The sequence below is a fragment of the Candidatus Methylobacter oryzae genome, from assembly GCF_003994235.2.
Taxonomy (GTDB): domain Bacteria; phylum Pseudomonadota; class Gammaproteobacteria; order Methylococcales; family Methylomonadaceae; genus Methylobacter_A; species Methylobacter_A oryzae.
Genome location: NZ_RYFG02000084.1, coordinates 21,919 through 34,206, shown reverse-complemented (window position 1 = coordinate 34,206; position 12,288 = coordinate 21,919). Strand labels below are relative to the sequence as shown.

At 48.2% G+C, this 12,288-nt stretch carries 14 protein-coding genes, 1 pseudogene and 1 riboswitch; of the genes and pseudogenes, 5 read left to right on the top strand and 10 right to left on the bottom strand.

Going from position 1 to position 12,288, the window contains the following annotated elements:
* Positions 1–190: riboswitch (cobalamin riboswitch) on the top strand. This riboswitch is flagged as partial in the annotation.
* A gap of 113 nt (positions 191–303) precedes the next feature.
* From EKO24_RS09075 to EKO24_RS09060, 4 genes are all read left to right on the top strand, one after another.
* Positions 304–2,136, top strand: a complete 1,833-nt coding sequence (locus tag EKO24_RS09075; protein ID WP_127026943.1) for a TonB-dependent receptor domain-containing protein — start codon at positions 304–306, stop codon at positions 2,134–2,136.
* Between the two features lie 18 nt (positions 2,137–2,154).
* Complete coding sequence (locus tag EKO24_RS09070; RefSeq protein WP_127026942.1) at positions 2,155–2,724, top strand: hypothetical protein; 570 nt, start codon at positions 2,155–2,157, stop codon at positions 2,722–2,724.
* Positions 2,725–2,899: 175 nt separating this feature from the next.
* Complete coding sequence (locus EKO24_RS23595) at positions 2,900–3,157, top strand: DUF4160 domain-containing protein (RefSeq protein WP_127026941.1); 258 nt, start codon at positions 2,900–2,902, stop codon at positions 3,155–3,157.
* Complete coding sequence (locus EKO24_RS09060) at positions 3,154–3,411, top strand: DUF2442 domain-containing protein (protein WP_127026940.1); 258 nt, start codon at positions 3,154–3,156, stop codon at positions 3,409–3,411. Before EKO24_RS23595 ends, EKO24_RS09060 begins: the two co-directional genes overlap by 4 nt.
* A 53-nt stretch (positions 3,412–3,464) precedes the next feature.
* Here the strand turns inward: EKO24_RS09060 and rsfS are convergent, their stop codons facing one another.
* From rsfS to EKO24_RS09015, 9 genes are all read right to left on the bottom strand, one after another.
* On the bottom strand, positions 3,465–3,818 hold the full coding sequence (gene rsfS, locus EKO24_RS09055) for a ribosome silencing factor (RefSeq protein WP_127026939.1): 354 nt from the start codon (positions 3,816–3,818) through the stop codon (positions 3,465–3,467).
* Positions 3,819–3,844: 26 nt separating this feature from the next.
* Entirely contained in the window at positions 3,845–4,480 is a 636-nt protein-coding gene (gene nadD / locus EKO24_RS09050; protein ID WP_127026938.1) for a nicotinate-nucleotide adenylyltransferase, read from the bottom strand.
* Positions 4,481–5,719 carry a glutamate-5-semialdehyde dehydrogenase gene (locus tag EKO24_RS09045; protein ID WP_206667241.1) on the bottom strand — a complete coding sequence of 413 codons (1,239 nt, stop codon included), beginning with the start codon at positions 5,717–5,719 and terminating at the stop codon, positions 4,481–4,483.
* Between the two features lie 231 nt (positions 5,720–5,950).
* Positions 5,951–6,298, bottom strand: coding sequence for a small metal-binding protein SmbP (smbP, locus tag EKO24_RS09040; RefSeq protein ID WP_127026936.1), 348 nt, complete (start codon positions 6,296–6,298; stop codon positions 5,951–5,953).
* 580 nt (positions 6,299–6,878) lie between these two features.
* Positions 6,879–7,418, bottom strand: a complete 540-nt coding sequence (locus EKO24_RS09035) for an ABC-type transport auxiliary lipoprotein family protein (RefSeq protein WP_127026935.1) — start codon at positions 7,416–7,418, stop codon at positions 6,879–6,881.
* Positions 7,415–8,329 (bottom strand): MlaD family protein, encoded by a 915-nt coding sequence (locus EKO24_RS09030; RefSeq protein WP_127026934.1) that lies wholly within the window; start codon positions 8,327–8,329, stop codon positions 7,415–7,417. Before EKO24_RS09030 ends, EKO24_RS09035 begins: the two co-directional genes overlap by 4 nt.
* Positions 8,322–9,119 (bottom strand): ABC transporter ATP-binding protein, encoded by a 798-nt coding sequence (locus tag EKO24_RS09025; RefSeq protein WP_127026933.1) that lies wholly within the window; start codon positions 9,117–9,119, stop codon positions 8,322–8,324. The genes EKO24_RS09030 and EKO24_RS09025 overlap by 8 nt, the downstream gene beginning before the upstream one ends.
* Positions 9,116–10,240, bottom strand: a complete 1,125-nt coding sequence (locus tag EKO24_RS09020; protein WP_127026932.1) for an MlaE family ABC transporter permease — start codon at positions 10,238–10,240, stop codon at positions 9,116–9,118. The genes EKO24_RS09025 and EKO24_RS09020 overlap by 4 nt, the downstream gene beginning before the upstream one ends.
* 140 nt (positions 10,241–10,380) lie before the next feature.
* The gene (locus tag EKO24_RS09015; RefSeq protein WP_127026931.1) at positions 10,381–11,175 is read right to left on the bottom strand and encodes a ferritin-like domain-containing protein; all 795 of its coding nucleotides are present in this window, start codon (positions 11,173–11,175) and stop codon (positions 10,381–10,383) included.
* Between the two features lie 19 nt (positions 11,176–11,194).
* On the opposite strand from EKO24_RS09015, the gene EKO24_RS09010 reads away from it, so the two are divergent.
* Positions 11,195–11,578 (top strand): VanZ family protein, encoded by a 384-nt coding sequence (locus EKO24_RS09010; RefSeq protein WP_127026930.1) that lies wholly within the window; start codon positions 11,195–11,197, stop codon positions 11,576–11,578.
* 71 nt (positions 11,579–11,649) lie between these two features.
* Here EKO24_RS09010 and EKO24_RS09005 read toward each other — a convergent pair.
* Positions 11,650–12,245, bottom strand: a pseudogene (locus tag EKO24_RS09005) (Uma2 family endonuclease).
* Between the last annotated feature and the right edge of the window lie 43 nt (positions 12,246–12,288).

Genomic DNA, 12,288 nt, shown 5'->3' with positions numbered 1-12,288 from the left:
TTCAGGTTCCGGAGGGTTATTCAAACCCAATGGTTAAACGGGAAGTCGGTATCCAAAGCCGACGCTGCCCCCGCAACGGTATGTAAGTAAAAGTTTCATCGAGACGCCACTGTGCTAACGCATGGGAAGGCGATGATTCAGGCTGACGCCACTTACAAGCCCGGAGACCGGCCCGAAAGTGTAATTCGGTACAGCGGAGGGCTGTCAGCGAAAATGACAGTCTAGCTCTGCGTCATCTCTCGTTTTGTTTGTCCTCTGTTGTGTAAATCAACCACCCTGCGCGGGCGGCGCAAGAGGACACAAATGCAAAAACTTATCTTCGGCTCATTATTATTGACGGGCTTTAATAGCCAATTACACGCGCAGGAAACTGTGCAAAATCTTCCCGATATTGTTGTTACCGCAACTCGAACGGAAACGGCTAAAAACCAACTGGCGGCTGCGGCGACTGTTTATACCCGAAAAGATATAGAACGCCTCCAGGCTAAAACCTTACCGGAATTGTTAAGCGGCACGACCGGCGTCGATATGTCGCAAAGCGGCGGCTATGGGAAAGATACCAATCTTTACATGCGCGGAACCAATTCCGACCACGTACTGGTATTGCTTGACGGCATTAAAATCGGCTCCGTCACCTCGGGGACCACGCCTTTTCAACTTATTCCGCTCGATCAGGTCGAGCGGGTGGAAATCATCCGCGGGCCTCAGTCTAGCCTTTACGGTTCGGAAGCCATCGGCGGAGTTATCCAGATTTTCACCCGCAAAGGCAGCCAAAATGAAAAGCCCAGCGTGACGCTGGATGCAGGCGGCGGCACTTACGATACTTATCGCGCATCCGGTTCTGTCAGCGGTCAATGGAAAAACAGCTGGTATACATTGGCTTCGTCGCAGTTCGGCTCTCAAGGTTTTAATTCCCGGCAACCGACTCCTGGGCCGTTCGGCATCAACCAGCCGGATAAGGACGGCTACCTGAACACGGCGCTGAACGCCAGGTTAGGCCATCGCTTCGATAACAATGCCGAAGTTGAGGCATTTTTTATGCGGGCCGAGGGGAAAAACGAATATGACGGTTCCTTCCAAAACAAAACGGAATTTATAGAACAAACCGTCGGCGCTACAGCCGGCATGAATATTGCCGAGAACTGGCGCTCAATGCTGCGTTTCGGGCAAAGCCGCGACGAAGGCGACAACTTTGCGCCCGACGGATCATTTTCCAGCCGCTTTAACAGCACGCGTTGGAATGCCAGTTGGTTGAACGAAGTGGCGTTGTCCGACAATCACCAGTTGGTTATAGGCTCCGATTACCGGCTGGATCAAGTGGACAGCTCAACCGCCTACAATGAAACTTCCCGTTACGATGCAGGCATTTTTACCGAATTGCACAGCCGCATTCTGGACGCTCATTTTTTCAACGCATCGGTGCGCGGCGATAAAAACGAAGCCTTCGGCGAACAGGTAACCGGCAATTTCGGCTGGCGTTACCACTGGAATTACGGCATCAGCCCATTTGCGAGCTTCGGCAATGCGTTCAAGGCGCCGACATTTAACCAGCTTTATTTTCCGGGATTCGGCAATCCTTCGCTGAAAGCCGAACAATCGACGTCTTTCGAAGCCGGATTGGCCGGCGATCATGATTGGCTGCAATGGGAACTTCGCGGCTACCATACCAATATCGACAATTTGATCGTGACGGTCACGAATCCGGCAACTTTTCTAGCCAGCGCGGAAAACGTCGGCAAAGCGCAAATCGACGGCATCGAAGCTGAAATCGGCACGCAGTTGCTAGGCTGGAACGGCAAATTGAACATGAACCTGTTAAGCCCTAAAAACCGGGAGTCCGATCTGCGGCTGCCGCGCCGGGCTGACAAAACTTTATCGTTCGATTTATCGCGCTCATGCGGACAGTTTGACCTGGGAGGCGCTGTGTTGGCTCAAGGCGAACGTTTCGACGATGCGCAGAACAAAACCAAAGTTGCCGGTTACGTAACCGTCGATTTGCGCTCGGCCTATCATTTGAACAAAAACTGGATGCTAAGCGCGAAACTGAACAACCTGTTGGATAAGCAGTATCAGACCATTAATACCTACAACACCGCAGGCAGGAATTTCTTTCTTTCAATCCATTACAACAACTAACTTTCCGGAGACAATACCATGAACATAAAACAATGGCTGCAAGCCGATTATTTACCGATCCCGTTGATCGCGCTGATGGCGTTGACGCGCTTTCACCATTTCGGCGACGTCTTGCATCTGCCCGATGCATCATTGGCGGTTTTTTTCTTTGCCGGCTTTTATAGAAACAAAGCGTTTTTTGCTTTCCTGCTGGTTCTGGCCGGATTGATCGACGCCATCGCTATTGCAAACGGCACCAGCAGTTGGTGCGTATCGCCCTCCTATGTTTTCCTGATTCCCACTTATGCGGTCATGTGGTTTGCAGGCCGCTACTGCTCGGCATTTAAATCACTGAAACCGGCTAAGCTGGCAGTGCAGTTTGGTGTAGCGGCACTGGCGACATCGACTGCATTCGCTATTTCAAACGGCAGCTTTTATTTGTTTTCAGGCCGTTATCCGGATTTGTCCTGGGGCCAGTATTTTTCACGAGTAGCCCAGTATTACCCGCCTTATGTCAGCTCTGCCCTGCTTTATATGATTTTGGGGTATGGCGTTATGAAGCTGGTCAAATCATTGGCTACTTTGGCGCCCAGTCATAAAGAAGTCTAAAGAAGTCGTTTCGGGTTAACGGCTGTGTACCTCAAAGGGCATTGTCGTTAACCGAACATCAGCTCAAAATGTTTGCGGAGTCCAGCGCTCAGGTTTATTGCCGTTGTTTGTTGTGAATATTCATGCTCAAATCTGACACCATCAGCTAGTTCGTAACCACTTAGGAATTTAACAGATGCCGACCGTACTTGTTCTTCTCGGATGGAGATTGTTTTTCTACGCAAACGAAGGAAATGAACCCATACACATCCATTGCAAAAGTGGGGATAAGGAATGCAAATTTTGGATAGACGTTGAAAATTTTGACATCCAGGAAGCCTTCGCATTAAATCTGTCACCGCGAGACAAAAGACAAATCCGAAAGATAATATTCGAACATTTCGAATATATCGTAGACCAGTGGCAAGAATTCCAAAACAGGAGATACCCATGAACACTTACCATCAAATTGATGAAATCAAAATAAAAGATGGAAAACTATCTCTGAAAGTAGACGGTCAATCAATCAGCAAAACTTTGCTTGAAATATCGTCCATATTAGCCAAGGCCAGCGAAAAAGAACTAAACCACTACGAAATTTCACCTTCCGGCTACGGTATTTACTGGCCGCTAATCGATGAAGATATATCTATTGACGGTTTGCTCGGTATCGCGCATTCTCCGGCGCAATGGCAGAAAAGCGCCTAACTGTTGCGCTACATCCCAAGATTGGGGGCTAGCGCAACAGGCAATCTAAGAAGCTACGAAGCTTTCTGCTCGCCTTCCTTAGAACCTTCAACCGACCATAATTTCTCTAGTTGATAAAATTCGCGGGCTTGGGCATTCATCGCATGGACAATCACGTCGCCCAAATCCAGCAGAACCCAGTCCGAGCCTAAATCGCCTTCCATGCCTAAAGGTTTAACGCCGTTTTCTTTCAGCTTTTCCGATACGTAATCACATAAAGACTTCAGGTGACGATCCGAAGTACCGGTCACTACGACCATATAGTCGGTAAAACTGGTTTTTCCCCGGACATCGAGTGTCGTTATGCTTTGTCCTTTGCGTTCATCCAAAACTTCCTGGACAATTTTCAATATCTGTTCTGCTTGCATTCAAATTCCTAAGTGTAAAAATGAGATCAATGTGTCTCGTAAAGCTTGTTTTGCTTGATGTATTCTATGACAGCATCCGGCAATAAAAAAACCGGATTTTGTTTTCTTGCGATCATATCCCTGATAGCGGTGGCCGAGATGTCCAGTTGGGTGATTTGCTGGAAGTATAATTGCCCTGCATTCTGCTGCCGCAACCGGTCAATATTTTTAGCCAACCTGGCTTTAAAAAAGTCGTTAAGTGCCGGCGTTTCAAAACCGGGCCGGGTCATCACGGCAATATGCGCATAGTCGAATAAGCGCTGCCATTGATGCCAGCCGGTTAAATGCTCGAACGCGTCGGTGCCGATAAACAATAACAAAGGTTCATTGGGAAATTCCTGCCGTAGCGACTGCAACGTATCGACCATATACGACGGCGTTTGGTCGGTTTTATGCCGGTCCAGCTCTCTGGTATCGACCGTTAATCCCAGACGGTCTTGTATAGCGAGCTCCAGCATCCGCAAGCGCATCTCGGCCGTTACCGCCGGTTGTCCGCGATGCGGTGGATCGGCACAGGGAATTAAGCGGACTTCATCCAGTCCGAAAATGTCCTTAACTTCAAGTGCCGAGCGTAAATGTCCGTAATGAACCGGGTCGAAAGTGCCGCCGAAAATCCCAATCATTTATTGCCGGATATGGCCGTCACCCAAAACAATGTACTTTAATGAGGTCAAGCCCTTTAAACCGACCGGCCCTCTGGCGTGCAGCTTATCGGTGCTGATGCCGATTTCAGCGCCCAACCCATACTCAAAACCGTCGGCAAAACGGGTCGACGCGTTTACCATGACTGAGCTGGAATCCACTTCCCGCAAGAATCGGCGAGCCAGCGTGTAATCCTCGGTCACAATGGCTTCGGTATGCGCGGAGCTGTATTTGTTGATATGTTCGATGGCATCATCGATGCCGTCGACCACTTTGATCGATAAAATCGGCGCCAGATATTCTGTATTCCAGTCTTCTTCCGTGGCTCTGAGACAACCCGGAATCAGTGAACAAGCCTTAAGACAACCGCGCAGCTCAACGCCTTTTTCGCTATATTTTTCAGCCAATAGCGGTAGTACTTTTGCAGCGATGCCTTCCGCAACCAATAAAGTTTCCATCGCATTGCAAACGCCGTAGCGATGGGTTTTGGCATTCAGCGCAATCTTAATCGCTTTGTCTATGTCGGCTTTATCGTCGATATAGACATGGCAAATGCCGTCCAGGTGTTTGATCACAGGAATCGTTGCATCCTTGGAAATTCGCTCGATCAAGCTTTTGCCGCCGCGCGGAACAATTACGTCGACGAATTGATCCATCGTAATTAATTCGCCGACGGCTTCGCGGTCTGCTGTCGCCACGATCTGCACGGCCTCGACCGGCAAACCAGCCGCTTTTAGACCTTCGGAAACACAGGCCGCAACCGCCTGGTTGGAATGTATGGCTTCCGAGCCGCCTCTTAAAATACAGGCATTGCCGGATTTGAGGCACAAAGCCGCCGCATCGACGGTTACATTGGGACGGGATTCGTAGATAATGCCGATCACGCCTAAAGGTACGCGCATCTGTCCGACCTGTATGCCGCTGGGCCGGTAGCTTAAATCGCTGATTTCACCGACCGGATCGGGCAACGCAGCCACTTGTTTTAAGCCTTCAACCATCGCTTGAATGCCGGACGGTTTTAATTCCAGCCTGTCCAGCGAGGCCGCATCCAGGCCGTTGATTTTACCGGCATCCAGATCCTTACGATTTTCGGCTATCAGCAGCTCACGATTATTCTCGAGCGCTTCGGCGATTTTCAGTAAGGCCAGATTTTTTTTGCCCGATTCGGTACGGCTTATTTCCCGTCCCGCTTTCCTGGCCTGCCGGCCAAGCGTTTGCATATATTCTTTAATATCCACTCTACTCTCTTAACTGGATGGCAATTGAATAATTATATCGTTTAATAAGATTCTTTGACAGTTTAAAGACAACAACTATCGGATATTAAACAGTTTTATCGGATGCCACAGTAAGAGATCGATAGGCGGGATGCATTTATCGCTACGAACAAACGCATTTTAAGACAGGAAAAAAAGGGAGGAAAACTCCGCCCTTTTTCTGCGACGTTAAGGCTATTTATTACCTGCTTGCAGGAATCCCAAGGCCTCTTCAGCCGATACGGAAGCCGACTTTGCATCTCCTGAATTACCTTGGCTAATCGTTTTTTCCAGAGCTTTAATTGCGGATTGCATTTGGGTTTTCGAATGGCCTAATGCCACCTCTTCCGCTTTTTTTGCGTGTTCCAGCGCTTGTTGCGCATGTTGAACCAGTTCCGGTGCTTTACCTGCTTTACCTTGTGCTAACGCGGCACTGGTGTGCTCAATTGCCGTATAGGCATGTTCTTCAGCAAAAACGGCGGCACTGAAAAACGCACCGATTAACAGCAATAAACTTGTAAATGCAAGTATCGATTTTTTCATGATTTTGCCCTCATTAAAGTTTAGTGGTAATCCATACAAAAAAAGAAAACAACGACTTGTCAATTGTGCCAAACCAGTCCAACCTAAAAATCCAGTTTAAAGCAAAAACAGAATAAGGTAGCCGAATTGTTTGTACAATCGGTAGAAGCACCTAATAAGACGGGGGCATATCGGGCGATGGCGATATACAAAACAACAGGCTATTGAGTTAAGCCTGGGAACGCCTGTTTTTTGGGCTTAGACGCGTCTTAGCAACTATAAACAAAACAGAAACAATCTATTAATTTGCGGCAGTATTGTGAGCATACGGTTACATACGTATAATCTACAGCCATTGGGAAGCAAACTGTTCTAACTGATTTATAAAGATATTTTCAGAAATAAACACGTTTTATTTATTACGCACTTTGTTTCGACATTTTTATTAAATGTCGTTATTCCGCCGCTTTTACGAGATTAAAGTTTAATCGCTTTATCTCCAATAGTTTCATATACCTCCTCGTAGTGTGAAAGTTCAGAACTATCCAGTATCTGTACATTTTGCCTCCCTTTGCCTTTGGCATTGGGAGGTTTTTTTTGCCTATCGCTCAGGTAGTCTTGCAATCCAGTCCTGGATTTTTCCGCTAGCTTTACGCGCCAAATCGATAAAGCCGGCGATTGCGCCAGCCGCATCGGGCATTTTATTAACCTGTTCCAGATAAAACTCCTGGCTACTCGTTTTCCGTTTATTATCGAAAGAAGCTTCCACGGAAAATCGCATCACGACACGAGACCGATCGGGCGTATCGAATTGCTGCTCGAAGTCATGTAAGCGAATAACAATCACATAATCACGATCTTGAGTGTTATTGAACGTCAGTAACTGCTCGAACATCTCAGGTGGAGAAGCAATCCAGCGATCCAGGCCATAAAACCGGACTTGCGAAGGCGAACTAAAAAGCAGCCGGTAACGAATACGATTATCCCAAAGCCAGGTCGGCGCATTGACACTAACGGATACTTTGCCTTGATTAACAGCGGCTGAGACAGGCACGCCAAAATCATGCAATGCCGGCTGTTTGGCGCTAACGCTGCATCCTACGCAAAACAAGACTAAGCAGCCGACTAACAAGTATTTCATGGCTGTTCCTTATAATTCGGCTCGCCCGGCCCTGCATCCTGTTGACTGGGCCCTAACAGTAATTCCTGCGGATCGCTTTCCAGCATTGCGGCGACTCTTTTTACCTGTTGCGTTGTCGACTGTAACTCAGTCAACAGTTTGTTAACTTTAGGCAACGTTGTTTGCGTTAGAACATCGCCGGTTATTTTGCCGGTATCGGCAAGATCGTTCGCTTTTATACTGAGACCATGAACTTCTTCGGTCAGGCCTTGCAACTCACTTGCCAATGCATTGATATTGGCTAGCGTTTTTCTTGCATCGTTGCTCAATGCAGGTACTCCGGCCAGCGCCTTATCAACGCTTTTTTGCAATTCGGAAAGCTTGCCGGTTAATGTACTTAAATTACCCAGGATGCTGCCGATGTTTTTTTCATTTTCATCGCTTAATATCGCACTAAGCCGCTGCATCAAATGATCGGCTTTATGCAACAGATCCTCTCCCGAGCCCATCAGCTTGTCGGCCATCGACGGCATTAAAGGAATCCGGGTTTCGGGATTATTTCCCGGCATCAGCGGCCCGGTTATCGCACCGGAATCTTCCAGCTCAATCTGGGTCAATCCGGTCACTCCTTTTAAACGCAAGGTTGCGTAAACATCTTTGTCCAATACGATATTCTTATCAATCTCAATCGGCACAAGAATATTGCCGGAATCCAACGGATCAAACTGGATATTTAACACTTTTCCGACCGCAATGCCCCGGTAAAAAACAGTCGATTCCGGATTGAGGCCGGAAACAGAGGACCGTGTCGCAATAACATAGAGATTGCGTTCCTGGTTCATCGTACCGATCCAGAAAACAATCGCCGTCGACGCGGCCACTAACGTAATCAAAAACAGGCCGGTAGCGAGTGCATGTTTTTCTCTACCCATCAGCAGTCTCCTGGTATTGAAATACCCGTTCAGCGCGCTTGTTATGAAAAAATTTATCGACAAAAGGATGCCGGCAATTTAAAACCTCCGCCAACGATCCAAAAGCGACCAATCGATTATCCGCCAGCACGGCAACTTTGGTGCACAAATCCCTTAATATATCCAAATCATGAGTCACCATCACGACGGTAAAACGAAGGTCTTTATGCAGTTCGGACAACAGGCTGACGAAATCCTCGCTGGAAATAGGATCGAGGCCCGAGGTCGGCTCATCAAGCAACAGCAACGCCGGATCAAGGACCATCGTGCGGGCCAGCGCAACCCGCTTAGTCATGCCGCCGGACAAATCGGCCGGTTTTAACCAAGCATCGCTTGCAGCCAAACCGACCATCGCCAGCTTCATAAACACGATGCGGGCAATTAACTCCTCATCGTGAAAACCGATCTCCCGCAACGGAAAAGCGATATTATCGAATACATTCAATACGCTAAACAACGCGCCTTTCTGGAATAATACGCCGCAATTATTACGAAGCCGCTGGCCGTGATCGGAACCGGCATCTTTCAATGACTGCCCCATCACATAAACCTCGCCTTGAGTAGGTGTTTGCAAGCCGATGATTTCGCGCAGCAACGTTGTCTTGCCGCAACCCGATGCGCCGACCAATCCCAGAATTTCACCTTGTTCAAGGCAAAGATTAATATCCCGATGAACAATCTTACCGCCTTTGCCAGGATCGCCAAAACGGGTCCAGATATGCTCAAGCTGTATTGCATACATTTCGTTCATGGCATTCCGATACCCATAAACAGTATCGCGAATACCGCATCGATCATAATCACTACGGTAATCGCCGCTACTACCGAATTAGTCGTCTCATTGCCCAAGCTTTCGGTATTCGGCTGGATGCGGAAACCAAAGTGACAAGCAATCAGCGCAATCATCAAACCGAACACCGCGCTTTTCCCGAAGCCTATAAATAAGTTAGTCAGCGGCACTGCATCGGGCAATTTATCGAAAAACTGTTGGTAATTAATGCCCAGCGTCGTTTGCGCCGACACCATGCCGCCAATCAGCGCCATGGAACTGGTCCATACGCTTAACAACGGCAGGACGATGGTTAAGGCCGCTACATTGGGCAGGATCAGGCGTAACGAATGCGATATTCCCATCGCAGATAACGCATCGAGTTCTTCGGTCACCCGCATAATGCCGATTTGCGCGGTCATTGCCGAACCGGAGCGTCCGGCAACCAGAATGGCTGCCAGCAAAGGCCCCAGCTCACGAATAACGCTCAAACCCAGAATATCGATGATATAAATCTCCGCCCCAAAAATCTTCAGCTGCAATGCCGACAAATAACTTAGCACGATGCCGATCAAAAAACCTACCAGCGCGGTAATACCTAAAGCCCGAACTCCCGATTCATAAATCGTAATTGAAATTTCCGCCCAGGGAATCGCGCCCGGATGCAACAACAGGTAGCCTATATCCAGGACCAACTGGCCCAGCAAAGTCACCACTTGTAATAATTGCGTCCAGAAACCGGCCAGTAATCGGTCAGTATATGTGATGATTAGCCTTGAGCGGGATTGTACCGGTTCGCGCTGAGGAATTTCCACACCTTGCCAACGCTCGAATAAGCGCTGGTGTTCGGGCTTCATCTGTAATGCGTCCGGCATCCTTTTCCCCCAGGCTTTCCAAAGAATCAGCGCCCCGGCACTGTCGAGCACTGCGATCGAATTCATGTCCCATTGAGTATTTTTATCGGCCGCATATGAGCTGATTTCCCGGTTAAGTCCCGGTACTGCAACTAAACTGCGAATATTCCAGCTGCCTGATAATTTGACAAGATGTTTGCCGCCGTCATGCTCAACGATTTCCAGTGTAGGCGGTATATCTTGATTCATAGTTGCTTCCTGATTTTCCGGTCCTGGTACACACCAATAAAACTACGAAGATATATTAAATGGAACACGGATTAAACGGATAAACACTGATTTAAAACTTGGTTTGGGTTAAAAATCCGTGTCATCCGTGTTCTATGATTTTAACATTCCAGCCAATCAATCTCGGCATCCGAAAAACCGGCAATTTTGCGCAATTCCCTGTTAAACGGCCCTTTGGGTTTTCCACCGATATAATATTGATCGATTAAATCCCGGTACTTGGCTTCAACTTCAAAACCCTGTTGCTCGCAAACAAATTTAAACCAGTAAGAACCTAACTCCACATGCCCTACTTCGTCTTCCAGAATCCGCGTTAAAATCGCCACGCTTGCATCGTCACCCAGCGCCCTGAATTTTTCAATCAGCCCCGGCGTTACGTCCAAGCCGCGAGCTTCCATGCAACGCGGCACCATCGCCAACCTTCCCGGTAAATCATCGGCTGTATCCTTGGCATGATCCCATAAACCGCTATGCGCGGGTAGATCGCCGTAATCAATCTGCATAGTCAACATATGCGCCCTGATTAATGCAAAATGCTGGGCCTCTTCATCGGCAACCCGTAGCCAATCCTGATAAAATTGCTCCGGCATAGCGCGAAAACGATACAAAATATCCCAAGCCAAATAAATGGCGACGAATTCAACATGGGCAATCGCATGGAAAAAAGCGGCTACGCCATCGGGCGTGGTCAATTTGCGCCGGGGCATCTGACGCGGAGCCAATAACACCGGCTTGTCGGGAAACGTTACCCGATCTATCGGCAATACCGGACGCTCCGAAGTAATAGTTAACTCCCCGTCAATGTAAGTCTGCCAAGCCCGATGCGTCAGCGCCAACTTTTCCTCGACATCAACCTGGCGAAAAAACGCTTCGGCAAATTCAAATAAATTTTTCATTACTGGTTATTGTAAAGCTATGACTAAGATTTTAGATTTCACGCTATTGTTTCTGTACTGCCTATTCATTTACTGGCTTTCCGATCAGCCCACACTGCCGGTTCCGGACTTGTTTTCGATGCAGGATAAAATTCTCCACGCCGGCGCCTACTTTATAATGGGCGTATTGGCATGGCGCAGTTTTAAGAGCGTGTTCAATAGCTCTATTATACTGGCTTTGTTCAGTATTATTTTTTGCAGTTTATACGGTATATCCGATGAATGGCATCAATCTTTCGTCGAAGAACGTTCCCCGGATATTGCCGACTGGCTTGCCGATACCTGCGGCGCGGGATTGGCGGTATTTTTGGTGTATAAGTTTCAGTGGCAAGATTTGAGCAGGCTGATTCGCCGGTATAAGTAGCCGAAGTAATAAAGCAAAGCGAGTAAAGCCGCCGATAACAGGAGAGTAATATTGACAGGCAAAATGCAAGATCAGGGCAAAATTATCCCTGTTTCCCAATCATCCAGGACCTTGTCGTAAACCTCGCCCAGGCTAAGCGCGCAACCTATGCTATCCAGCGGCATAAGCGCATCAAGCCCCGCTGCTTCCGATAATACCCACACATCCCCTTGCCGCACATAACGCTCAATACTCGGTTGATCTTGCGACACCAACAAATATTCGCGTAGTGTCGGGATTTTACGGTAATGGGCGAACTTGCCGCCCCGGTCGTAAGCTTCGGTGGACGGCGACAGCACTTCAATCAGCAATGTGGGATTAAGCAAGGTATCGACATGCGCGTCTTCGAATTGCGGCTCGCCGCATACAACAACGATGTCAGGATAATGGTAGCTGCGGGATTCGGCAGCCTTGACGCGCATATCGCTACCGTAGGCTTCGCAGCGGCGTTTTTTGAGTTGGTTGCGAATTCTCCGGCAATATTAACCGTTATCAGATTATGCTTCCGGCTGGCCCCGGTCATTGCATAGATCCGGCCGTCGTGGAATTCGCTTTTAATAGGCGAGCTACGTTCAAGCGTTAAATATTCTTCGGCGGTATAGCGAGTGTGTGTCAGTACGGTAGACATATGAAATCACCTCGTTAAGGAGTTTATCGAAAGCAAGCATATC

Excerpts from the sequence above, each read along its gene's own strand:
- smbP (WP_127026936.1), bottom strand. The coding sequence starts at position 6,298 with ATGAAAAAATCGATACTTGCATTTACAAGTTTATTGCTGTTAATCGGT.
- EKO24_RS09020 (WP_127026932.1), bottom strand. The coding sequence starts at position 10,240 with ATGAATCAAGATATACCGCCTACACTGGAAATCGTTGAGCATGACGGC.
- EKO24_RS09010 (WP_127026930.1), top strand. The coding sequence starts at position 11,195 with ATGACTAAGATTTTAGATTTCACGCTATTGTTTCTGTACTGCCTATTC.
- EKO24_RS09030 (WP_127026934.1), bottom strand. The coding sequence starts at position 8,329 with ATGGGTAGAGAAAAACATGCACTCGCTACCGGCCTGTTTTTGATTACG.
- EKO24_RS09045 (WP_206667241.1), bottom strand. The coding sequence starts at position 5,719 with ATGCAAACGCTTGGCCGGCAGGCCAGGAAAGCGGGACGGGAAATAAGC.
- EKO24_RS09075 (WP_127026943.1), top strand. The coding sequence starts at position 304 with ATGCAAAAACTTATCTTCGGCTCATTATTATTGACGGGCTTTAATAGC.
- EKO24_RS09015 (WP_127026931.1), bottom strand. The coding sequence starts at position 11,175 with ATGAAAAATTTATTTGAATTTGCCGAAGCGTTTTTTCGCCAGGTTGAT.
- EKO24_RS09060 (WP_127026940.1), top strand. The coding sequence starts at position 3,154 with ATGAACACTTACCATCAAATTGATGAAATCAAAATAAAAGATGGAAAA.
- EKO24_RS09070 (WP_127026942.1), top strand. The coding sequence starts at position 2,155 with ATGAACATAAAACAATGGCTGCAAGCCGATTATTTACCGATCCCGTTG.
- rsfS (WP_127026939.1), bottom strand. The coding sequence starts at position 3,818 with ATGCAAGCAGAACAGATATTGAAAATTGTCCAGGAAGTTTTGGATGAA.
- EKO24_RS23595 (WP_127026941.1), top strand. The coding sequence starts at position 2,900 with ATGCCGACCGTACTTGTTCTTCTCGGATGGAGATTGTTTTTCTACGCA.
- nadD (WP_127026938.1), bottom strand. The coding sequence starts at position 4,480 with ATGATTGGGATTTTCGGCGGCACTTTCGACCCGGTTCATTACGGACAT.
- EKO24_RS09035 (WP_127026935.1), bottom strand. The coding sequence starts at position 7,418 with ATGAAATACTTGTTAGTCGGCTGCTTAGTCTTGTTTTGCGTAGGATGC.
- EKO24_RS09025 (WP_127026933.1), bottom strand. The coding sequence starts at position 9,119 with ATGAACGAAATGTATGCAATACAGCTTGAGCATATCTGGACCCGTTTT.